19 protein-coding genes and 4 tRNA genes are annotated in these 22,132 nt (G+C 35.3%); all 23 read right to left on the bottom strand.

Annotated features, from left to right (window positions below; genetic code table 11):
• Position 1: 1 nt before the first annotated feature.
• Positions 2 to 1,459 carry a hypothetical protein gene (locus tag ACKTTZ_RS14395; protein WP_081906366.1) on the bottom strand — a complete coding sequence of 486 codons (1,458 nt, stop codon included), beginning with the start codon at positions 1,457 to 1,459 and terminating at the stop codon, positions 2 to 4.
• A gap of 74 nt (positions 1,460 to 1,533) precedes the next feature.
• Positions 1,534 to 2,700: a nucleotide sugar dehydrogenase gene (locus ACKTTZ_RS14390; protein ID WP_034692077.1), complete on the bottom strand. Its 1,167-nt coding sequence runs from the start codon at positions 2,698 to 2,700 to the stop codon at positions 1,534 to 1,536.
• Between the two features lie 12 nt (positions 2,701 to 2,712).
• Positions 2,713 to 4,008: a nucleotide sugar dehydrogenase gene (locus ACKTTZ_RS14385; protein WP_407845875.1), complete on the bottom strand. Its 1,296-nt coding sequence runs from the start codon at positions 4,006 to 4,008 to the stop codon at positions 2,713 to 2,715.
• A gap of 52 nt (positions 4,009 to 4,060) precedes the next feature.
• On the bottom strand, positions 4,061 to 6,403 hold the full coding sequence (locus ACKTTZ_RS14380) for a GumC family protein (RefSeq protein WP_407845874.1): 2,343 nt from the start codon (positions 6,401 to 6,403) through the stop codon (positions 4,061 to 4,063).
• A gap of 3 nt (positions 6,404 to 6,406) precedes the next feature.
• The gene (locus ACKTTZ_RS14375) at positions 6,407 to 7,117 is read right to left on the bottom strand and encodes a polysaccharide biosynthesis/export family protein (protein ID WP_253318196.1); all 711 of its coding nucleotides are present in this window, start codon (positions 7,115 to 7,117) and stop codon (positions 6,407 to 6,409) included.
• Between the two features lie 344 nt (positions 7,118 to 7,461).
• A complete protein-coding gene (locus ACKTTZ_RS14370) occupies positions 7,462 to 9,363 on the bottom strand; it encodes a polysaccharide biosynthesis protein (RefSeq protein ID WP_407845873.1) in 1,902 nt (633 codons plus the stop codon).
• A gap of 229 nt (positions 9,364 to 9,592) precedes the next feature.
• Positions 9,593 to 9,666: transfer RNA gene (locus ACKTTZ_RS14365), tRNA-Asp, on the bottom strand.
• A 33-nt stretch (positions 9,667 to 9,699) separates the two neighbouring features.
• Positions 9,700 to 9,773 (bottom strand) — tRNA-Asp (locus ACKTTZ_RS14360).
• Between the two features lie 32 nt (positions 9,774 to 9,805).
• Positions 9,806 to 9,879 (bottom strand) — tRNA-Asp (locus tag ACKTTZ_RS14355).
• Between the two features lie 32 nt (positions 9,880 to 9,911).
• Positions 9,912 to 9,985: transfer RNA gene (locus ACKTTZ_RS14350), tRNA-Asp, on the bottom strand.
• A gap of 126 nt (positions 9,986 to 10,111) precedes the next feature.
• Complete coding sequence (trxA, locus tag ACKTTZ_RS14345; RefSeq protein ID WP_027374941.1) at positions 10,112 to 10,429, bottom strand: thioredoxin; 318 nt, start codon at positions 10,427 to 10,429, stop codon at positions 10,112 to 10,114.
• An 83-nt stretch (positions 10,430 to 10,512) separates the two neighbouring features.
• Entirely contained in the window at positions 10,513 to 11,688 is a 1,176-nt protein-coding gene (locus ACKTTZ_RS14340) for a cysteine desulfurase family protein (protein WP_253317276.1), read from the bottom strand.
• 2 nt (positions 11,689 to 11,690) lie between these two features.
• Positions 11,691 to 12,158, bottom strand: a complete 468-nt coding sequence (locus ACKTTZ_RS14335; protein ID WP_407845872.1) for a hypothetical protein — start codon at positions 12,156 to 12,158, stop codon at positions 11,691 to 11,693.
• Positions 12,159 to 12,182: 24 nt separating this feature from the next.
• Positions 12,183 to 12,770: an HAD-IB family hydrolase gene (locus tag ACKTTZ_RS14330; RefSeq protein WP_034697467.1), complete on the bottom strand. Its 588-nt coding sequence runs from the start codon at positions 12,768 to 12,770 to the stop codon at positions 12,183 to 12,185.
• 4 nt (positions 12,771 to 12,774) lie between these two features.
• Complete coding sequence (locus ACKTTZ_RS14325; RefSeq protein WP_034697466.1) at positions 12,775 to 13,500, bottom strand: SDR family NAD(P)-dependent oxidoreductase; 726 nt, start codon at positions 13,498 to 13,500, stop codon at positions 12,775 to 12,777.
• Complete coding sequence (locus ACKTTZ_RS14320) at positions 13,500 to 14,819, bottom strand: FAD-binding protein (RefSeq protein WP_407845871.1); 1,320 nt, start codon at positions 14,817 to 14,819, stop codon at positions 13,500 to 13,502. Before ACKTTZ_RS14320 ends, ACKTTZ_RS14325 begins: the two co-directional genes overlap by 1 nt.
• The gene (locus tag ACKTTZ_RS14315) at positions 14,816 to 15,703 is read right to left on the bottom strand and encodes a decaprenyl-phosphate phosphoribosyltransferase (RefSeq protein ID WP_034697464.1); all 888 of its coding nucleotides are present in this window, start codon (positions 15,701 to 15,703) and stop codon (positions 14,816 to 14,818) included. The genes ACKTTZ_RS14320 and ACKTTZ_RS14315 overlap by 4 nt, the downstream gene beginning before the upstream one ends.
• Positions 15,704 to 15,810: 107 nt before the next feature.
• Positions 15,811 to 16,500: an OmpA family protein gene (locus ACKTTZ_RS14310; RefSeq protein WP_034697463.1), complete on the bottom strand. Its 690-nt coding sequence runs from the start codon at positions 16,498 to 16,500 to the stop codon at positions 15,811 to 15,813.
• A 26-nt stretch (positions 16,501 to 16,526) separates the two neighbouring features.
• On the bottom strand, positions 16,527 to 17,018 hold the full coding sequence (locus tag ACKTTZ_RS14305) for a lipocalin family protein (protein ID WP_034697462.1): 492 nt from the start codon (positions 17,016 to 17,018) through the stop codon (positions 16,527 to 16,529).
• Positions 17,019 to 17,142: 124 nt separating this feature from the next.
• A complete protein-coding gene (locus ACKTTZ_RS14300) occupies positions 17,143 to 18,825 on the bottom strand; it encodes a S8 family serine peptidase (protein WP_407845870.1) in 1,683 nt (560 codons plus the stop codon).
• 87 nt (positions 18,826 to 18,912) lie between these two features.
• Positions 18,913 to 19,536, bottom strand: coding sequence for a WbqC family protein (locus ACKTTZ_RS14295; RefSeq protein WP_185103729.1), 624 nt, complete (start codon positions 19,534 to 19,536; stop codon positions 18,913 to 18,915).
• Positions 19,537 to 19,595: 59 nt separating this feature from the next.
• On the bottom strand, positions 19,596 to 21,242 hold the full coding sequence (gene lepB, locus ACKTTZ_RS14290; RefSeq protein ID WP_407845869.1) for a signal peptidase I: 1,647 nt from the start codon (positions 21,240 to 21,242) through the stop codon (positions 19,596 to 19,598).
• A gap of 135 nt (positions 21,243 to 21,377) precedes the next feature.
• Positions 21,378 to 22,079, bottom strand: coding sequence for a 4-hydroxy-tetrahydrodipicolinate reductase (gene dapB / locus ACKTTZ_RS14285; protein WP_253317278.1), 702 nt, complete (start codon positions 22,077 to 22,079; stop codon positions 21,378 to 21,380).
• Positions 22,080 to 22,132: the final 53 nt, after the last annotated feature.

Below are 22,132 nucleotides of genomic sequence, written 5' to 3'. Positions count from 1 at the left end.
TTTATTTCTTTATTTTTTTAATGATTTTTTTCTTAAACTGTAAATACTCTTCCCGTTTAATACCAATAAGAATAATTAATACAAACAAAATAATCTCAGCACCAATAGTTGAAGATATTGCAAAAAAGTAGCTGTTAAACTCCACTTTTTTGATGAGCCATATCAGAACAAAACAAGAGAAAATAACCAAGAAGGTCTGTTTTAAATAAAGCAATACATCTTGCAAATCATATTTCAATTTATGATTAACATACAGAAAACGAAATACGAATGTGCATAAATTCAAAATAACGTTTAAACTCATAATATATACCGGAGAAAAACCTAATTTTAAAAATATATATGCCAGAGGTAGATTTAATAATAATATCAATGAAACACCTAGTTGATAATTTCTGATATTTCCAATGGCATTTGCAGACATCCAGAATGGTCCCACTATAGCATTAATAATAGAGCCTATTATAACTATTTGAGTGAAGCTTACAAGATATTGAGGTAAATTAACACCAAGCCATAGTTTTAAGATAAATTCTGTATGCAGTAAAATCGGTACTGATAAAATTAAAAATAGAAATACTGAATATTTCGAAGTATTTAATACTAAATTTTTATGTGTTTCTATATCATTCGAAGCATAACTTTGCGTAATTTGTGGATTAAATGCTACCTGCATATTTGAAACAAAACTGTATAATACACTGTTTACCTGATTCGCAATACCTAGGGCTGCATTTACAGTAACACCTATGAATATATTCATAATCATATTCAATCCCTGTGTTGAACTTAAAACGGCCACTTGCCCGAATAAACTCCAACCAGAAAATGATAATAATTCTCTGAACAGTTTTTTGTCAGAAAAATAATGGTAAGCAGTTTCTTCCTTAAAGTTCTTATAGCAATAAATTTTATAAATTATATTCACTATAAGGTTGACCAGTAATAACAAAAATGAATAAACTATGAGCTGATCATATTCAACAAAAAGCGATAATAAAAATACAATAGCTAGTTTTAGCACAGTCTCCCCTATACCCAAATAGGCATAGAATGACATTCTTTCATTCGCCAATATGGTAGCATTGAAGGGTATTCTAATGATATTGATGATTGTTGTAATAATAGAAAACTGAAATACAAAATTTGCAGCGTTAAGCCGGTTAGCAGGTATATTTAATTTGTAATTTAAAAACCACAATCCAATAGTCTCAGACAAAATCAATACAATAATTGAGATAATTATATGAATATTGAGACTCATACAAAAAACTCTATTAACTTTTTCTTTAATATTTGAAGCCAGTTCAATATTTAAGAATCGTTGAGTAGCGCTTGTCATGGCATTATTTAAAAAAGAAAATAATACAACTACTCCAGCTACTAAATTATATATCCCAAAATCCTCTACGCCTAACTTCTGTAAAATAATCCTTGAAGTATATAAGGAGATAGCCATATTGATTATCATCCTTATGTAGAGTAATATTGTATTTTTTGCGATCTTTTTTGTACTTGACAATTTATTTACTTTTAATCATTACCAAATAGATCCCTTGTATACACTTTTTCCTGTACATCAGCAAGTTCTAACGCATTACGATTAGAAATAATGACATCGCATTCTTTTTTGAAAAGCTCTAAATCTTTTACCACTTTGGAACTGAAAAAAAACTCCTCATTAAGGGCAGGTTCAAACACTTCCACTTCCACTCCCTTAGCTTTAATCCTTTTCATTACTCCCTGTATGGCAGATGCTCTGAAATTGTCGGAGCCTGCTTTCATGATAAGACGGTAAACTCCTACTTTTTTTGGTTTTTTGGCTAGTACAGAATCTGCTATAAAATCCTTACGGGTTCTGTTGGCATCTACAATTGCCTGAATAATATTATTGGGAACAGCGTCATAATTTGCCAAAAGCTGTTTGGTATCCTTAGGTAAGCAGTATCCTCCATATCCAAAAGAAGGATTATTATAATGTGAACCAATTCTTGGGTCCAGACCAACACCTTCTACAATCTGGCGGGTATCCAGTTCGTGGATTTGCGCATAGCTGTCTAATTCATTAAAATAGGCAACTCGCAATGCCAAGTAGGTATTTGAAAACAATTTAATGGCTTCTGCTTCGGTAGGATTAGTAAACAAAACAGGAATATCCTTTTTAACCGCTCCTTCTTTCAGTAATTCTGCAAAAATCCTTGCTCGCTCGCTTTGCTCCCCGACAATAATTCTGGAAGGATATAAATTATCATACAAAGCTTTACCTTCTCTCAAAAATTCAGGAGAAAACACCACGTTATCTAAATGCATTCTGCTTTTTAAGTCTACGGTATAACCTACAGGAACCGTAGATTTAATAATGATTACAGCATCAGAATTATACTCTGCAATTTCCTTTATTACATTTTCAACACTGCTTGTGTCGAAATAGTTAGTAGTAGGGTCATAATCTGTGGGTGTGGCAACAATAATGTATTCAGCTTTATCGTAAGCTTCCTTTTTATCTAAAGTGGCTTTGAAATTAAGTGGTTTAGTACTAAGAAATGTGCTGATTTCATCATCTTCAATAGGAGATTTTTTAGAATTAAGCAATTCTACTCTTTCCTGAACAATATCTAGCGCTACGACTTCATTATGCTGGGCCAATAAGACGGCATTAGACAAACCTACATATCCTGTTCCTACTACTGCTATTTTCATTTTCTACTTTTTTTATAAACGATTATCGTATTTCTCTAAAATTCCTTTAACATCATATACAATTCCTCCTTCCTTCAGATAATGAGAAAGATCAATATTCAGGAACTCATTATGAGAAACAGTGAGAACAACTGCATCAAATTTTTCATTCATATCTTCCAGAGAACTTGTAGATCTTATACCATATTCGTGCATTACTTCTTCCGGGTTTACCCACGGATCGTAAGTTGTAACTTCGATAGAATAGTCTTCCAGTGCTTTGATAACATCTGCTGCTTTCGTATTTCTTACATCCGGACAGTTTTCCTTAAAGGTGATCCCAAGATTCAGCACTTTGGCATCCGGAATGTTGATTCTTTTCTTAATCATCGTTTTTACGACCTCGGAAGCTACAAATTGCCCCATAGAATCATTCAATCTTCTTGCTGTAAGGATAAGCTCAGAATAATATCCTACATCCTGCGCTTTTTGGGCGAGATAGAAAGGATCTACCCCGATGCAATGCCCTCCTACTAATCCGGGTTTGAATTTCAGGAAATTCCATTTCGTTCCTGCAGCTTCCAAAACGGCATGTGTATCGATATTCAAGAGGTTAAATATCTTTGCAAGCTCATTCACAAAAGCAATATTGATATCACGCTGTGAGTTTTCGATCACTTTTGATGCTTCAGCTACTTTGATGGTTGGTGCCAAGTGTGTACCTGCTGCAATTACAGATTTATATAATTCGTCTACAATTTTACCAATTTCTGGTGTAGAACCTGAAGTTACTTTTAAAATCTTCTCTACAGTACGTTCTTTATCTCCCGGGTTGATTCTTTCAGGAGAATATCCGGCAAAAAAATCTTCGTTAAATTTCAATCCCGAAACTTTTTCCAGCACAGGGATGCACTCTTCTTCTGTAACGCCGGGATAAACAGTAGATTCATAAATAACTATATCCCCTTTTTTCAATACTTTTCCCACTGTTTCAGACGCTTTGTATAAAGGCGTCAGATCAGGGCGGTTATGTTTATCTACCGGTGTAGGAACAGTTACAATATAGATGTTAGCATCTTTAATATCTTCTAGATTAGATGAGCAAAACAATCCTTTTGATGAATTTGAAAAGGGATTCTCTTTTACTAAAACCGGTAGCAATACGTCATCTTCTACCTCCAAAGTAGAATCTTTTCCGCTATTAAGTTCTGCAATTCTGGCCTGATTGATATCAAAACCAACTACCGAGTATTTTGTTGCAAATAAACGGGCCAGAGGTAATCCTACATAACCCAATCCGATTACCCCAATTTTATTCTGTATATTCATATTTTATGTGATGTTCTTACTTTATTTAATGTATATTTTGAAGATAAATTGATTATTTATTGAAAAGCTTTTGCCACCATTTTTTCTCCTTATCAGTGGTATATCCGTAACCGTAACCATAGTTGTATCCATAACCATAACCACCAACATTTTTAGAAACATCATTGATTACAAAAGAGACGTTTGATATTTTTGATTCTCTAACCAGTTTATTTGCAAAATCTATTAATATTTTTCTTGATACTCCCGATCTCACAACGTATAAAGAAGCGTCAGCTGTATCAGAAATACTCAATGTATCTGAAACAAGCATCAGTGGAGCAGAATCGATCACAATATATTCGTAACGGGACGACATTTCACTGATAAGCTTCTGATAACGACCGTTGGAAAGAAGCTCCTGAGGGTTTGGAGGAATAGATCCCGCATAAATTACATCACATTCAGGATTGGTATCCGAAGTATGTATAAGATCTTCTACATCTGTCGTTTCATCATATAAATATTCCGTAAGACCAGCATTCTTAACACGCTCATCATCATATCTCTGTATCTGTGGATTTCTAACATCCGAACCAATTAGTAATGATCTTCCGTTTTTGCTTCCCAATGTCAGAGCAAGATTCACTGAAACCAGTGTTTTACCTTCCCCTTTCACTGAAGAAGTTACCAGTATGACTTTCGCCGAATCTTTCTTAGGAAGTAGAAATTTCAGGTTGGAAACCAGTATTCTAAACGATTCCGCCAATTCGGAGAAATCATTTCTCTGTACCAAATGGTTCTGATTATCCTTCAACGATGGTATATCTGCTAATACACCAAGTGGCGAATTTTCTGTAATATCTGTACGGCTGTAGATTTTATCATCCCACATAAAGAAAAGATAGAATACTCCCAACGGTAACATTAATCCTAATAAAGCCGCTGCCAAAAGAATAATATTTTTCTTAGGCGAAACCGGAATATCATCAGTATAAGCAGGGTTTACAATTTTAGCTTTCGGAACATTTACCGAAAGATTAATTGCATTTTCTTCTCTTTTCTGTAAAAGGAAAAGGAAAAGCTGTTCTTTAAGATTCTGCTGACGTTCGATACCTCTGTAGATTTTTGACTGTCCGGGAACCTTTTCAATCATACCTGTGCTGGCAGAAATCTGGTTGTTTATCTGTGCGATAGATGCCTGAACGGTTGCTTTTTGCTGACGGATGTTATCTCTTACAATTTCTTTTAATGAAGAAATTTCTTTATTCATTTCTATCACTGCAGGGTTCTCATTCGTTGCCTGCTTCAAAGTTTTATTTCTAGTGATAACAAGATTATTATACTGTAAAATGGCCTGTTCCAAAGAAGGATTAAGTCCTAAATTAGAAGGCATAAGCTGATTATCTCCTTTTGAAGCTTCATTCTGAAGGGAGTTAAGAAGATCCAGCTGGGTTTGCTGTAGAAGAAATTGTTTAGTGTTATCGTTGGTATTCTGAAGCGCCAACTGAGCCTGCGCCTGTAAGTCTACGATTCGGTTACGGTTCTGGAAATCTTCTTTCTGATTCTCCACTCCGGAAAGATCCCTTGAAATAACCTCTAATCGTTTGTCGATAAACTCCTGAGTATTTTGAGCTTGTAAGTTTTTATCTCTTAGCCCATCCAGATTATACTGTTTGGTTACCTCATTAAGAATAGCCTCTGATTTTTCAGGAACAGTTCCTACAATCTTAATGTCCATAAGCATAGCCTTTTGATCCGGAAGATCAACTTGGATCTTTTTTTCCAAAGATTTCACCTTCTCTATAGGATTCCAGAAGACAATTTTATATTTATCTTTAAAGGTCAGACCCGGAACTTTTTGAAGAACTACAGTTCCAAAATCAAGAACTAGATTTTTATCGAAAGTTCCCTTTACTTTTTTGTTTTCCTTATCTTCCAAAACAAATTCGTTTCCGTTCACTTCTTTTACCATATATTGGGAAGAAACAAATTTTTTGGTATTCTTATAAGAAATAATTTTTGCAACAATTGGTACTTTGATAAATAATTCTGAATCCCTTATCTCACCCGAATTATAATATTGTATATTAAGATTTAGGTTTTCAACAACTTTCATAAGGATTGGTCTGGAGCTTACCACAGCCACTTCACTTTTAAGTTCATCTGCATTTCCTAAACCAAGTCCCAAATTATCAAGATCAATTAATGCTCCTGTTAAATCAGACTGTTTTTTATCAAATTTTAAAGTAGTAGTCGATTCATATTGAGGTACAGCATATCTTAGATATATAAAGGCGATAATAACAAATAATAAGACAGATGCTATAAACCAAGGCCATTTTACTAAATATTTTCCAATGATCTTTCTTAAATTCAAAGATTCTTCACTTTCCTGAAATTCTATCTGCTGCATATTTTATTTTCGAGTTAAAGCAATAATAAGTGTACCTGCTGTAAGTAAAGCACCAATAATCTGGAATGTAAGAGCTCTGTTCGGATTTGAGTTAGCCTGAACCTGCTTATTTTTATCCGGCTGTACATATAATATGTCGTTTTGTTTCATATAATAGTACGGTGAACTCACAATATCAGATCTTGTAAGGTCAACATTAACCACCTGGTCCGCACCATCTTCTCCTGTACGGATAAGTTTTACATTGGTTCGGTCTCCGAAATCCGTCATATCACCTGCAAGTCCAAGTGCTTGAAAAATATTGATTTTCTGAGAGAGACTTTCTTTCTGCCCAGGTTGTTTTACCTCTCCTAAAATACTTACATTGAAGTTTTTAAGTGTAATAGTCACCAATGGATCTGTTAGATATCTCTTAAGACGTGATTCAAGTTCCTGTTTTAGCTGTACCTGTGTCATTCCTTTAGTATATACATTTCCTAAAACCGGAAAAGAGATATAGCCTTCTTCATTTACAAGGTATTGACTTGGTTCTACGTATTGGTTAATTCCTCTACTACCGTCGCTCCCTACTTTGTTTGCAGTATTAAGGTTAAAAGGCTTTACAGCAATTTCATCGAGTGCAGATACAAGAATCAGAAGTACATCTCCTTCCTGAATATGCAAGCCCTGAAATTTTGCTTTCGCAACTTCCTCTTCCATATTATGTTTCGACATATATACCATATTCTGCTTCGGTCTGCATGATAACAAAATAACCGATAACAATGTTATATATGTAATAATTTTTTTATTCATATGTTGTTTATTCTAAGTCTACTTGTGCTATTATTTAAAATCTATCTGAACTAAATTTAATTTAAGATACCTAATCGTAAGGAAAATAACCACATAAGTATTCTATATTTACAATGAAATTATGTAGGTGAGAGGTATTTTAATCTTTATATTTAAATTAATTCTTTCTCCAGCAATTTTCATTCCGTTTGGAATTAAAATAGCAAAATTATTATTTTATATTAGTTTTTTATGTATTTTATTCTTTAATTTCATTCATATGCTTAATGTTCAGATATCTTGTCAAGAATTTCAAATTCAGAATTATTGCTTTTAAATTCCGGCACAATTATTTTTAATATTCTCACAATCTGTAAACTATCTTTATTCATTGCTGAAAGAATGATTTGTGTGCACAAAATATCTATATCTTCAAACTTCATCAATGGATCTCTGGATATCATAATTTTCTCATGATGGGTAGGAATAGTCGTAGAATTATCTGTTAAAAGTTCTTCATACAGTTTTTCGCCAGGTCTTAACCCAATAAAATCAATTTTAATATCGATACCCGGAGTATATCCTGATAATTTGATCATTCTTTCCGCTAAATCCAGAATTTTAACCGGTTTACCCATATCAAAAACATAAATCTCTCCTCCCTGCCCCATTGTTCCCGCCTGAAGTACCAATTCGCAAGCTTCAGGAATCGTCATAAAATAACGAATGATATCGGGATGAGTAATCGTTACCGGACCTCCTTTTTCAATTTGTTTTTTGAAATGGGGTATTACTGAACCATTGGAACCTAATACATTTCCAAAACGGGTTGTTATAAATTTTGTTGTATTCTCCGAAGAATTTTGTAGAGACTGTACAAAAAGTTCAGCAGCTCTTTTAGATGCTCCCATTACGTTGGTGGGATTTACTGCTTTATCTGTAGACACCATCACAAAACGATTTACATTATATTTTTTCGATAAGAGTGCTACATTTTTAGTTCCTCCAATGTTGACAAAAATAGCTTCATGCGGATTATCTTCTATTAAGGGTACGTGCTTGTAGGCTGCCGCATGATAAACTATTGAAAACTGATAATTATCAAACAATTTTTCCATTCTGGAATAGTTTGAAATATCAGCCAGTATAAATTTGAACCTTTGGTTTGGAAACTTTTCTAATAATTCGAGCTGCAACTCATATAAAGGAGACTCAGCCTGATCTACCACAACAATCAATGATGAATTTAACTGAGCAACCTGCCTTACAATCTCACTTCCTATAGATCCGGCTCCTCCGGTTACCAGAATATTTTTATTAACATGAAAACATTTTACCTCATTGTTTTCTATTTTAATTGTCGGACGATTCAGTAAATCTTCAATCTGAAGAGGACGGATACTTCTCACCCTATCTTCCTCTTTTATGATATTGGTTACGGGTACTTTTAATACTTTCAATCCTTTATCCAATGCAAAGCTAGTCCATTCTTCTATCTCTCGCTTTGTCATCACATCTTTGATTAAAACCGCATCAAATTGTTCTTTCAGAGTATTGCTCTTAAGGAATTGTTTTTTATTATAAATTTTATGGCCTAGCAACCTTGCTTTTTTAGAATCCGATCTTGCACTGAGAAATCCTGCCAGCTGATAGGGATGATCGGGATTGTGAATAATAGCCTTTACTAATGACACGGAAGTATCCTCTACCCCTACAATAGCAATTCTAGCTTTGGATGGAGTATCCTTAGAATCTATTAAGACACCGAAAAGCTCTTTGATTGCCATTCTGAAAAAGAACATCAAAAAAATGGAGATAAAGAAAAATAAAAAAAGAACAGGGTATAAAAATACAGGGTTGCCCAATATCAGTTCTGATATAAAATTCAGTCCCAGCAAGACAATAAGAGCACTGCCTGAAGACCATACAATTTTAAAAAAATCAAAAAAAGTAGAGTGTCTGATAATTCCTGCATACGTTTTGAACAGAACTATACACAGAATATTAATAAGCACCACTGAAAATATTTTTTCCTTTTGATACTTAATAAAGTTGAGTTTTACCTCCAGACTATTCAGAAGAAAATATGAAACTAAAATTGAAAAAAAAATGACTGAAACATCAATAAGAAAAACCGACCACCTGGGTATATACCTTAACTCCCTGATTTTAAAAACATTCCCCATACACAAATAAACCTAAAGTATCTTTTTCATTATTTCAACAATTGGTGGTTTTTATTATCGAGCGAAGATAATAATTATTATTAATATTTAATAGCATACGTTAATTTTTATTCAAAATATAAATCGCTAGTGCCAAGGTATTTTAACATTAAATCATTCGCATACTCCCAAAAAAAATACTGTAAAATTTACATTTTACAGTATTTTGACTACTTTGATATCGTAGTTGCGATCCGGACGGGACTCGAACCCGCGACCTCCGCCGTGACAGGGCGGCATTCTAACCAGCTGAACTACCGGATCAATTTTTTTTAAAAGAAATTGAGAAAACTTCTGCGATCCGGACGGGACTCGAACCCGCGACCTCCGCCGTGACAGGGCGGCATTCTAACCAGCTGAACTACCGGATCAATTTTTTTAAAAGAAATTGAGAAAACTTCTGCGATCCGGACGGGACTCGAACCCGCGACCTCCGCCGTGACAGGGCGGCATTCTAACCAGCTGAACTACCGGATCAATTTTTTTTAAAAGAAATTGAGAAAACTCTGCGATCCGGACGGGACTCGAACCCGCGACCTCCGCCGTGACAGGGCGGCATTCTAACCAGCTGAACTACCGGATCATTATTTGAAAGAACGTCGTTTCTTTTTCGTGGTTGCAAAATTACAACTTTTTTTGTTATCTGCAAATTATTTTAAAAAAAATGCCTCCCAATACTGGAAGGCGTTCATTATCAAACTTATTTTTTTTATAAGTGAGCGCTTAATTTTTCAGCAATTACCTCTTTTGGAGCTACACCTACTAATTTATCTACTACTTCTCCATTCTTAAAAATAAGAACTGTAGGAATATTTCTGATACCATACTGCATAGAAATCTCCTGGTTGTTGTCTACATCTACTTTTCCAACTACTGCTTTACCTTCAAAATCTGATGCTACTTCTTCGATGATTGGTCCTAAAGTTCTACAAGGTCCGCACCATACTGCCCAGAAGTCTACTAATACCGGTTTGTCTGATTTTAAAACCGTATCCTGAAATGAGCTGTCTGTAATTTCTAAAGCCATTTTTGTTTCTTTTATTTTAATTAATATTATTTTCTTTTAATCCTTTATTGGATGTTCAAAATTACGCTTTTTAGAGCACAAGCCTATCTATGCTCAACATTAGTTTTTTCTATAGTGTAATCGCTTGAAATTTCCTTTAATGCATTCACCAATGTATCAATCTCCGCTTTGGTCGTCATATGGCTGAACGAGATACGTAATGGAGTACAGTGATCCATTTCGTCCTCAGAAAGTACCATCATCATTACCATTGAAGGTTTTGACGCTCCTGATGAGCATGCACTTCCCTGAGAGATGGCAATCCCTTTCATATCCAATTGAAGTCCTATGAGTGGATTTTTATAAGGCAATAAAGCACTTAAAACGGTATAAAGACTGTTTTCTTTTTCAGCACTTCTTCCATTAAATTTAATTCCTTCTATTTCAGCAGAAAGTCTTTCAATTGCATAATCCTTTATACTCTGCATATGGTTGGTATATTCCTCCATATGATTCAGAGAAAGTTCTAATGCTTTTCCTAATCCTACGATACCACAAACATTTTCAGTACCTGCTCTAAGGCTTCTTTCCTGAGGACCTCCGGTAATAATTCCTTTTAAACCTGTCGCTTTTCTGATAAACGCAAATCCAGCACCTTTTGGCCCGTGAAATTTATGAGCACTGCAGGATGCAAAGTCTACAGGAATATCAGAGAAATCAAGGTTCATATGAGCCATTGTCTGTACCGTATCTGAATGGAAAAGTGCATGATGCTCTTTGCACAGCTGCGCAACCTGTTTAAGGTTGATGATATTCCCAATTTCGTTGTTGGCATGCATTAAGCTTACCAATGTTTTTTTATCTGAAGCTTTTAAAAGTTCTTCCAATTTAGCAAGATCAATATCTCCTTTTTCATTCGGGCGGATGTAGTTTACTTCTACACCTTTTCTGCTTTTCATATCCAGAATACTTTCAGAAACGCATTTATGTTCCAGAGGAGAACTGATGATTCTTTCCACTCCAAGGTGTTCTACCGAGGATTTGATGATCATATTGTTTGATTCGGTACCACAGGAAGTGAAAATAATTTCAGCAGGAGTTACATGAAGATAGTCTGCAACCTGTCGTCTTACATTTTCAATAAGGATTTTTGCTTCCTGACCAAAACTGTGTGTTGAAGACGGGTTTCCGAAATTCATTTTCATAGTGCCAACCATTGCATCTATAACTTCTTCTGCAAGCGGAGTGGTTGCGGCATTATCTAAATATACTTTATCCATTATTATTTTGAATATTTTAATTCTACAGAGGTAAATTTATAATCTGTGGGAACAGTAAATATAAACCAAGGGCTTGAGATCACCTGAATTTCCATTCCACCGGAAGGTTCTCCAGCCGGAACTTCTACATACAGAATCTGATTTTTCACAGATATACTTTTGATCTCTTCAATTTTGTGGCTCCCAGATCTGAAGGTTCCCAAATTGTATAAAACGACTTTTTTATTTTTCGGAAACTGCGGATATTTGATATAAGATTCTTTTCCTATTTCTGAAATACCAAAACTTCCGCTGATAATGTTGCGGAAATCCTTTTCTTCCTTAATAATTCTAAAGCCAGGAGTCTCAGCTCCTCCCTGAGATTCAGAGACAAGAAGTTCAACATTTCCCTGCATAGCAGAAGATTTCTGAGATGAAGTGCTTGCACAGCTCATGATAATTGCTGTACATGCGATTAACAGGCTTTTCATTTTTTACAATTTTATCTCCCAAAATTAGTGAAAAAATTGGTAATGTCCTTCATTTGCCCATTTCAACATTGGCCGATCTCCTGAAGTATCACCAAATGCAATAATTTTATCGTACTTAGAATCGTTAATTTCCTCTTTAATTCTTACCAGTTTTTCTTTTCCGTTACAGTTTTTTCCTATAAAATTTCCGGTGAAAACTCCGTTCTTAAACTCTGCCCGCGTAGAAACAAGCTCCATTTTCAGTTCATCAGCGAAAGGTTTCACCCAGATATCTAATGATGCTGTTACCAATAAACTCTGTGTATTATTCCTATCGATATTTTTTATAAAGTCTAATGCATTTTCCCTCACTATTTTAGGATAATGCTGTTCAAAAAACTGTTTAGACTTCAGTTCGATTTTTTCCTGGGTCTGGCCTCTTAAAATAGAGCCAATAAAGCTTTTTTTCACTTTTTCTGTTTCAGCAAGTTTCAGCTTCAGCAGAATAAAGAGAGGTACATGTCTTAAAAATTGTATACGATATTTTGTAGAATCGTAAAATTTAAGATACATAAACATTGTATCTTTATAAGTAAGGGTTCCGTCAAAATCAAAACAATACAATTTTTTCATTTTCTTAAAGCTTTAATTTCTTGAATATAAACTCAGGGATATTCCTGATAATCATCATAATAATACTCCAAACCGGCAAAACATATGCCACATTTTTCTGCTTTTTGAAGGCTTTGTAAATACAGGAAGCAGCTTGTTTGGGACTTGCTGTCAGTTTCGGATTTAGAGGCAGGCCTTCTGTCATCTTAGTTTCCATAAACCCCGGTTTTATGGTAAGAACGTGTACTTTTTTATCAAAAAGGTAGTTTCTCAACCCACTCAGATAAGCAGTAAAAGCTGCTTTGGCACTTCCATAGATAAAATTGCTCTGCCTTCCCCGGTCTCCTGCCACAGATGAAAGCCCGATAATCGTTCCGGATCTTCTGCTTTCAAACTTATGAGCAAAATAATTCATCACAGGAACCAGTTTTGAATAATTGATATCAATGATACGTTCTGTATTTCTGTTATCATACAATCCTTCTTCGGTTCCTTCTCCTAAATATCCTACGGCACAAAATAATACATTTGAATTGATATTATCAAATCTATTGTAATCAATTTCTTTAGTCAGATCCAGTTCAATGACTTCCGCCTGTTGTAGAAACTTCACATCGAGGTGTCTTGCAAAACGCTCTGTAGTTTCTTTATTTGAGGTAAAAAGATAGATTTTTTCAAACTTCTCGCCTTCCTGAAGTGCCTTTTCCACAAAAGCCTGTGCCACTTCAGATGTACTTCCCAGAACTATCATTATGAGTTATTATTTATGATTCTTTTGTGCTGTAAAGACACAAATTTAGGATTTTGAATATTTTTCAGGTAATTGGTAAGGGATGACCTGCTCATGCTGTCTTTGGTAAGATAAATTCTTCCTCCGAACTCCTGAACAATAGCATCCAGCTGATCTACCAGTTTTTTCAGTTTTGAATTAACTTTAAAATCAAGAGCCAACGTATACCCTTCTACAGGAAATGAGTTGTAAGCCTGAGGATTGTTTTTTCCAAAAAGTTTTAAAACCGCTAAGAATGAACCGTTCCCGCTTTTGGCAATCGTTTCAAGAATTCTTTTCATTCCTTCTTTTCCTGCTTCTTTAGGAATGACCATCTGATATTGTATAAAACCGGATTTCCCGTAGATCTTGTTCCAATCATTAATAGCGTCCAATGGATAGAAAAATGTTTCGTAATCAATAAAGTTTTTCACTTCTTTCTTAGACTGTTTTTTATAAAACAGCCAGTTGAAAATTTTTACGGTAAGAGCATTCAGTACAAATCCCGGAAAATAAAAAGGAACGGTAGGTTGTAATTTTTTCTTTAGTCTTAAAGGTGTTTTTGAAAAACTTTGGGGAAGTTCATGCTGAAACGCATGTTCTCCTCTCATGAGAATACTTCTTCCGATATTTTTTCCTTTCTGCAGGCAATCAATCCATGCAACAGTGTAGGTCCAGTTTTCACTTTCATCGAACAGCTTAAATATCTCATCCAGATTGTCTGCTTTTATACTTTCCTGACGAATGTATGCAGACTCTATATTTTTAAGTTTAAATTTTGCAGTAAGAATAATTCCTGTAAGTCCCATTCCACCAATGGTAGCCCAGAACTTTTCTGCATTCTCTTCTCTGGAACAGGTCATAATTTCCCCCTTCTCAGTCATTAACTTAAATTCGATAACATATTCTGAAAAACATCCTTCTGCATGATGGTTTTTTCCATGAACATCGGAAGCGATAGCTCCTCCTACTGATACAAATTTTGTCCCTGGAGTAACGTATAGAAAGTATCCCTGTGGAACTGCTATCTCCAGTACATCTGAAAGCAGCACTCCGGATTCACATTCTATGATTCCGTTCAATCGGTCAAAATTGATGAATTTATTTAATTTTTTAGTTGAAAATATAGATTCTCCCAACGAAGCATCTCCATAGCATCTCCCGTTTCCTCTCGCAATAACCTCGTTGTGACTGAGTACAAATTCTTTTATTCTTTTGAAACTGTCCTCAGATCTCATTTCCTTCTCTACTATTGGGAAATTTCCCCAGTTTGTAACTTTCTGTATGAAATTCGGTTTCATTTCTTAAAATAAATTTGAATTAAAAATGCAACTACCCAAAGCAATAAAGTAACCTGTATATAACGGTCTCTGTAAACAATTTTTGTAGGAGATTCCGTTCTGTTATAAACCAGTGTCTGCTGAAGATATCTTAACAACGCAAATACAACGAAAATCACGGTATAAAAAACTCTTTCGTGAAATCTTTCCTGAACTTCCGGAGAAAGGGTAAACATCAGATAGCAGACAATAGCCAGTGTAATAGAAATAGATAAGGCTATATCTGCAAACTGAACATTATATCCATCCAGTGCCTTTCTTGTTTTTCCTGAAACCTGGGCATTGATAAGTTCTCCCCTTCTTTTTCCAATAGCCAGTACCAAAGCCAATACAAACGTCAGTAGAATCGCCCATTGTGAGATACTGATTCCGGTAATATAACCTCCAGCCAGTACACGTAATACGAATCCTATAGCAATGATAAAGATATCAATGATAGGAACATGCTTCAGCCTGAAAGTATAGGCAAGATTCATAACCACATAAAACCCTATGATGATTGCAAATTTCCAAAGAAATTCATGGAAATAAAGTTGAGTAAAAAATACAAGAACTATATCAACCACGATGAGGCCTATAAGAATTCCTATCGCTTTTGATTTTGAAATAGCTCCACTCGCTAATGGTCTTCTTCTTTTTTCCGGGTGCTTTCTGTCTGCTTCAATATCATTGTAATCATTCAGGATATAGACAACACTTGCTGCAAGCGAAAATATGACAAATGCAAAAATGCTTTTGAGAAGCAGATCTATATTGGTAATATTACCTGAAAAGAACAGAGGGACAAATACAAAAAGGTTTTTCACCCATTGCTCCACACGGAGCAGCTTTAAATATTTCTTCATTTATGTTATTTCAAATACAAAAATAATAAATTCAAAATTTCTAGCATAAAAATACAAAAAAAACCGCCGGGGCGGTCTTTTACGAAAATATTTATATATTAAATTAACTATTGCCCTTGTTTGGCATCGTTAATCATTTTTTCATTGGCAGTAATAGCAAACTCTACTCTTCTGTTTTTAGCTCTTCCTTCATCGGTATCGTTGCTTGCTACAGGCATTGCTTCACCTTCACCTTTTGTAAACATTCTGCTTGATGCAATTCCTTTTCCTGATAAATAGGCTTTCACAGCGTCTGCTCTTCTTTGAGAAAGTTTAAGATTGTACTCATCCGAACCTTTACTATCTGTATGACCATAAATGTTGATATTGGTATCTGGGTTGTTAACCAGTACTTCAGCTAATTTATCAAGGTTTGTCTGTGCTACAGAAGTAAGGTTTGAAGAGTCGAAAGCGAAGTTAACAATACTTTCATTCATGGTTACTTTAATACCATCTCCTACTCTTTCTACCTGAGCTCCTGGTAAAGTTTCTTTAATATCTTTAGCCTGCTTATCCATTTTGTTACCGATAACATTACCTGCAACACCACCGATAATACCTCCTAATACAGCTCCGATAGCACCGTTTCCTCCTTTACCTACATTATTTCCAAGGATACCTCCCAGTACTGCTCCTGAAGCAACACCTACTGCTGTACCTCTTTGTTGGTGATTTGAATTCTGAACCGCTTCACAGCTTGTCAATAATAATGCTGATGACAAGAAAAGGGCTCCTACGTATGTTTTTGTAAATTTCATTTTTTTTGATCTTTTATGTTGATAAATTATTTCATTCCTGTTCTCTGGAAGTTGTAAACTACTTTTACATTACCTCCTTCAAAAGGAACATCTTGCTCAAGTGAAAACTGATCTGTAGTCTGATTGATCATTGTAAGGCTGTAACCAGCTGTATTTTGTTTTGCTTTTGTACCTGTAGCAATTTTTTTAAACATAAACGTATTACCGCCTTTTACTTCAAATTTGATAGGTTGTGTAATTGCCGGGCAATCTCCACCACCGTTTAAAGTATACGCTCCTGTCCAGTTATTAGGAATCAATCTCCAGTGGCTTCCTACGAAACACTGTGCGTCTGCACCTTCGTCAAAAGGTTTAATTTTATAACCTTTATCGTAATCTATGCTCACAATCTGCCAGTCTCCTTTCATTTTAAGGAAGTCGGCTCTTTGATTTTGAGATGTAGCTGCTTTGTTAACAGAGGAACACGAAACTGCAAAAAGTGATGTTCCCAACATCCCTGCAAGTAGTAACTTTTTCATTTTGTTGTTTATTATTTTGTTACTATAAAGTTACAAAAAACCGTGCCAAAATTTAAAATAAAAAATAAAAAGTCCGAAAAAATTCGGACTCTTTATGGTTTCTCCTTAAACAGAGGGAGATAAATTATTTTTTAACAGCCTTTTTTACGGATTTCGAAGGCTTGGCAGTGCCTGAAGGTTTCCCTTTGTAGAAATTCGTATACGCATATTCTGCTGCTTTTTTCAGGTCAATAACTCCACCAGCCTGAGACTGATCACCAAAACCATCTGCTGTACTTGGATTACTGCTTTTCACAAGAGCTTCAATGATCTGATAAGGTTTCAGGTCCGGCATATAAGCCAGTAAAACAGCTGCTCCTCCGGCTACAACAGGTGAAGCCATAGAAGTACCCTGAAGATATTTGTATTCGTTTTTAGGAACGGTAGAATAGATTTCCTCTCCCGGAGCAAAAACATTGACCATCTTTTTATTGTAATTAGAAAAATCTGCTCTCAGCGCATTGTTTTTATTGGTACTTGCACCTACCACAAGAACATTACTTACAAACGGTTTTTCGTCCGTAACATTTTTAAAGTTGGTAGGATAAGCCAGATGTTCTGCTACGTCTTCATTTTCGTTACCTGCAGCCTTTACTAAAAGAACTCCTTTATCTTCAGCATATTTGAAAGCATCCCAAACTACATTCTTACCAGGAGAAACTGGTTTCCCAAAGCTCATATTTAATACTTTCGCACCGTTATCTACTGCATATCTGATAGCATTGGCAACGTCTTTATCTCTTTCATCTCCATTAGGGACAGTTCTTACAGACATGATTTTAGCCACTTTGGAAGCAACTCCGTACTGCACTTCTTTTCCTTGCGGAAGTCCTGCAATAATACCTGCCACGTGGGTTCCATGTTCTGCATCCGGTCCTTCATAGTGATTATTTCCATAGATTTTTTCAGAATAATCATCGTAGTTATCTCCTACAATCTCTTTTCTCGGATCGTATGAAAGGTCATATTGTTTTGCAGCTGGAGCAAAATGATCGATGGCTTCTTTCATTTCCTCCTTCATCTTTTTTTCAAATTCTTCTGCTGATTTTCCTTTAAATTCCGGACTTTGTGAAATCTGGCCTAAGAAATCCAGAGCAATAGCATCTCTCTGATCTGTTGGAGCTTTGATAGCTGCAATAGTTTCAGCAGTTACAGGCTTACCTCCTAATAGTTTTACCATATTAGGAATCAGCTCATTCAACATAGAATAGGTCTGAAAGTTTTGTTTCGCCTCGATACTTTTTTTATTGAACATATCTTTGGCTTTCATATACATCTCAAACTCCTCCTTCATTTTAGCCTGGTTGGCTTTATTTTTTGTAGAATCATCTCCTTCGAAAACAGGCTTATATTTGGCAACTACTCTCGTTACCTCCATGTTATCGATATCAATATCACCGTTTTTACCTCCTATGAAATTCCAACCGTGTACGTCATCAATATACCCGTTTCCATCGTCATCTTTACCATTTCCAGGAACTTCATTAGGGTTTGACCATAGGTTCTTTACCAATCCGGGGTGATCTACCTGTACTCCACTGTCTAACACTCCCACCACTACGGTTTTAGGCTTCAGGCCTTTAGATTCCAAGTATTTATAAGCATTTGATGTATTTACTCCATATACTTTTGAAGATGCAAAATCTTTATGATACCATGTCATCAGATCTTTATCTTCGTTGGGATCAATACTTTTAGCTTTAGATTCCTGTGCAAAAGAGAAACTAAAACCTGCTAAAAAAACTGCAGCTAATAATACCTTTTTCATATGTTGATATTTAATTTTTTAAAGACATATTCCAATCGCCACCTTCATGTTTTTTATCCTGAAAATTTTATCAAAAGCGATTGTATGCTAATATGATTGTTTTATATTTTTTATATATACTAATGATTCCGGGCCTTTATTACAAATAAGGTCAAGAACCGAAAGGTCTTCCAAAAATCCTAATTTATCAGAAAATGTCTGGTAATATTCTTCCATTTGAAATTCTGAAGGAAGTTTTGCCGAAAACTTTTCTCTGAAATTAATACTCTCCGGATTTTTGATATATTCTTCATTCAAAGAGTGTGCCTTTTCTGTTTTCAGTATCTGTTGGATTACTTCTATCCCTTTAAGGTTAAAATCCAGAAGGAACTTTTCTTTAAGGTCAAATATTTTTCTGAACTTATCTTCATAGTACTCGAAATAAGGAGAGCTCTGGTATGCCGTTTTGATCGATTTCCAGTGAAGCGTTCTCCAGTCTTCACGATAAGAGATTTCAACATCTTTGAATTCTCTTTTTCCGTTATGGTTAATGGGAATTATTAATGACAATTTTCCGTTGGCACCATAAATATTGGCTCTGTTTCTATACGTCTGTTTCGGGAAATTTTCAAACTGTTCAAATACAATTTCATTCTCAGGATTCAAAAACACTGAGAACCATGAGATTGGGGGCATATAAAATGCCGGCAATAATACATTCGTCATATTCATAATGCAAAAATGAAGTATTTTTTCAAATACTTCATTCTATTTTAAGTTTAATTTTTCTATTAGTCGTCTTCAGTTTTTTTCTTTCCGAATAATTTCACGAAATACTCCCATCCGAAGAATAAGATAAGAATCATCGCTGCAACCCACCAGTAAGAAGTTTTATTGGCTTCACCTGTATTGGTAGCTTTGAACATTCTTTCCCAACGGATTTTAAATGGTGCCTGATAAGTAGAGCTGCTGTCAGAGAATGCACCCTGAAGGCTCATCCATGTAAACATTGGTTTTCCAACAATATTTTCTTCCGGAACGAAACCAAAGAATCTTGCATCTAATGAAGCATCTCTGTTGTCCCCAATCATCATATAATAATCCTGCTGAATGGTATACTGACTCGCTTCTCTACCATTGATGAAGATCTTTCCGTTTTTCTTTTCTAAGCTGTTGTGCTCATATTCAGAAATGATCCACTGATACATTGGCAATGTTTCCTGATTGATCGCTACAACATCTCCTTTTTTAGGAATTCTGACAGGTCCGTACCAATCCTGATTCCAAGGTTTGTTGATTGGGAAAATGGATTGCGTTGTATCAATTTTAGTTTTAGCCTCGTCTCTGTAATATACTGCAGCTTCTCCTTTTGGTGAAACCTCTTCCTTCATGTCAATAACGTGAGGAAGTTCTTTAATTTCTTTAGCCGTTTTATCCGTTAAACCCTGGAATCCATAAAGGAAACCTCCGTTATTCTGCTGCACTTCCTGAACCGGTAAGAATCCATAAGCTTTATATAAAGTAGGGATATCTAATTGTGCGTCCGTTGTTACAAGGTATCTGTGCTGTACTTCCTGGTCACCTAAAACAGTCTCCGGCTTTCCGTTAACGAAAAGTCTTCCGGCTCTCATTTCAAAAGCATCTCCTGCTGTAGCCACACATCTTTTTACGTAAGGATCTTTTCTGTCGATCGCTGTATGTACTGAATCCTGAGGATAGTTGAAAACAACTACATCATTTTTCTGTGGTTTATTGAATTGTAAAATTCTTGTGTAAGGAAGCTTTACTCCATCTACATAAGATTTAGGATCATCTTTAGGATTACCTTTCTGTCCTGTATCCATAATAGTTCCCTGAAGGAAAGGTATTGCTACCGGACGCATTGGAAGTCTGTACCCATAGCTCCATTTGTTTACAAAAAGGAAGTCACCTACCAATAAAGTTCTTTCCATAGATCCTGTAGGAATCCCGAAAGGCTGTGTTACAAAAACATGAATAATAGTAGCGAAGACTACAGCAAAGGTAATGGAACCAATGAATGTATCTTTCTTTTTATCATTTTTCTCTTCGTCTGTAAGAAACAGATCGTTTGCATTTTCATCTTCTAACTCTACATCTTTAGAATAGTTGATTACCGCCATATAAATAAATGGCAGAATCACGGTAAGAATCTGATCTTTGAAAAGTGTTTTCCCGAACTTCTTCACTAAGTAAAGGTGGAAAACAGACATCATGATTGGCCCTACTATCGGAAGATAAGAAAGGATTGCCCACCATTTCGGATGTTTTGTTTCTTTAAGAATAATGAAATAGTTGTAGAAAGGGATAAAAGCAAATAAAGGGCTATACCCCATTTTTTTGAACAGTTTCCAAGATGAAATCCCCATTAATACTGATAGTATGAGGACATATACTGTATAAGTTAAAAAATAATTCATAAATTTTTGTGCCTATTCTTATGATATAAATAATAAAAATGATGAGTAATAAATGATAAAAGCAGTCCGCTGTTTACAATTCACTATTCATCATTTTCTGCTTATTGGTCTGCAATTTACAGAATTTGTTACAAATTAAAGCCCCAAAACGTCTTTCATTGCGAAGTTTCCTTTTTTATCTTTAATCCACTCGGCAGCTACTACAGCTCCCAGTGCAAAACCGTTTCTGTTGAAAGCGGTATGTTTAATCTCGATTTCGTCTACTTCACTTCTATAATACACGCTGTGTGTTCCCGGAACTTCATCTTCACGTACCGCAAAAATCCCCAGCTGCTTGCCTTCTGTTTCTTCCAGCTTCCAGGCATCGAATTTCGGATTGTTTTGAATGATTCCTTCTGCAATGGAAATTGCGGTTCCACTTGGAGCATCCTTTTTATGGATGTGGTGAATTTCTTCCAATTGGCAAGAATATTCATCCACGTTTTTCATCAGAGCCGCCAGCTTTTCATTGAGTGCAAAGAATAAATTCACGCCTAAACTAAAGTTTGAACCATATAAGAAAGCAGTGCCATTATCTACCGCCAGTTTTTCAATTTCAGCTTTTTGATCAAGCCATCCTGTTGTTCCGCAGATCACCGGAATTTTATTTTCAAGACAAGCTTTGATGTTTTCAAATGCAACTTCCGGGAGTGAGAACTCAATCACAACATCCGGATTATTAAGATTCTCAGCAGTTGGGGTTTCCTTCAGACGGGCAACTACTTCATGACCTCTCTTCTGTGCGATCTCATCAATGATCTTACCCATTTTACCGTAACCGACTAATGCTATTTTCATATAATCTTTTTTATTTTTAATCTGCATTCAATCCTCAAAAATTCTGCAGGTGT

The organism is Chryseobacterium sp. KCF3-3, from assembly GCF_045865955.1.
Lineage (GTDB): Bacteria > Bacteroidota > Bacteroidia > Flavobacteriales > Weeksellaceae > Chryseobacterium.
The sequence above is the reverse complement of the archived record's forward strand: the minus strand, read 5'-3'. Positions and strand labels throughout refer to the sequence as shown.

Bases quoted from the DNA above. Each gene is read 5' to 3' on its own strand.
- ACKTTZ_RS14395 (WP_081906366.1), bottom strand. From the start codon at position 1,459: ATGGCTATCTCCTTATATACTTCAAGGATTATTTTACAGAAGTTAGGC.
- ACKTTZ_RS14390 (WP_034692077.1), bottom strand. From the start codon at position 2,700: ATGAAAATAGCAGTAGTAGGAACAGGATATGTAGGTTTGTCTAATGCC.
- ACKTTZ_RS14385 (WP_407845875.1), bottom strand. From the start codon at position 4,008: ATGAATATACAGAATAAAATTGGGGTAATCGGATTGGGTTATGTAGGA.
- ACKTTZ_RS14380 (WP_407845874.1), bottom strand. From the start codon at position 6,403: ATGCAGCAGATAGAATTTCAGGAAAGTGAAGAATCTTTGAATTTAAGA.
- ACKTTZ_RS14375 (WP_253318196.1), bottom strand. From the start codon at position 7,117: ATGTCGAAACATAATATGGAAGAGGAAGTTGCGAAAGCAAAATTTCAG.
- ACKTTZ_RS14370 (WP_407845873.1), bottom strand. From the start codon at position 9,363: ATGGGGAATGTTTTTAAAATCAGGGAGTTAAGGTATATACCCAGGTGG.
- trxA (WP_027374941.1), bottom strand. From the start codon at position 10,429: ATGGCTTTAGAAATTACAGACAGCTCATTTCAGGATACGGTTTTAAAA.
- ACKTTZ_RS14340 (WP_253317276.1), bottom strand. From the start codon at position 11,688: ATGGATAAAGTATATTTAGATAATGCCGCAACCACTCCGCTTGCAGAA.
- ACKTTZ_RS14335 (WP_407845872.1), bottom strand. From the start codon at position 12,158: ATGAAAAGCCTGTTAATCGCATGTACAGCAATTATCATGAGCTGTGCA.
- ACKTTZ_RS14330 (WP_034697467.1), bottom strand. From the start codon at position 12,770: ATGAAAAAATTGTATTGTTTTGATTTTGACGGAACCCTTACTTATAAA.
- ACKTTZ_RS14325 (WP_034697466.1), bottom strand. From the start codon at position 13,500: ATGATAGTTCTGGGAAGTACATCTGAAGTGGCACAGGCTTTTGTGGAA.
- ACKTTZ_RS14320 (WP_407845871.1), bottom strand. From the start codon at position 14,819: ATGAAACCGAATTTCATACAGAAAGTTACAAACTGGGGAAATTTCCCA.
- ACKTTZ_RS14315 (WP_034697464.1), bottom strand. From the start codon at position 15,703: ATGAAGAAATATTTAAAGCTGCTCCGTGTGGAGCAATGGGTGAAAAAC.
- ACKTTZ_RS14310 (WP_034697463.1), bottom strand. From the start codon at position 16,500: ATGAAATTTACAAAAACATACGTAGGAGCCCTTTTCTTGTCATCAGCA.
- ACKTTZ_RS14305 (WP_034697462.1), bottom strand. From the start codon at position 17,018: ATGAAAAAGTTACTACTTGCAGGGATGTTGGGAACATCACTTTTTGCA.
- ACKTTZ_RS14300 (WP_407845870.1), bottom strand. From the start codon at position 18,825: ATGAAAAAGGTATTATTAGCTGCAGTTTTTTTAGCAGGTTTTAGTTTC.
- ACKTTZ_RS14295 (WP_185103729.1), bottom strand. From the start codon at position 19,536: ATGAATATGACGAATGTATTATTGCCGGCATTTTATATGCCCCCAATC.
- lepB (WP_407845869.1), bottom strand. From the start codon at position 21,242: ATGAATTATTTTTTAACTTATACAGTATATGTCCTCATACTATCAGTA.
- dapB (WP_253317278.1), bottom strand. From the start codon at position 22,079: ATGAAAATAGCATTAGTCGGTTACGGTAAAATGGGTAAGATCATTGAT.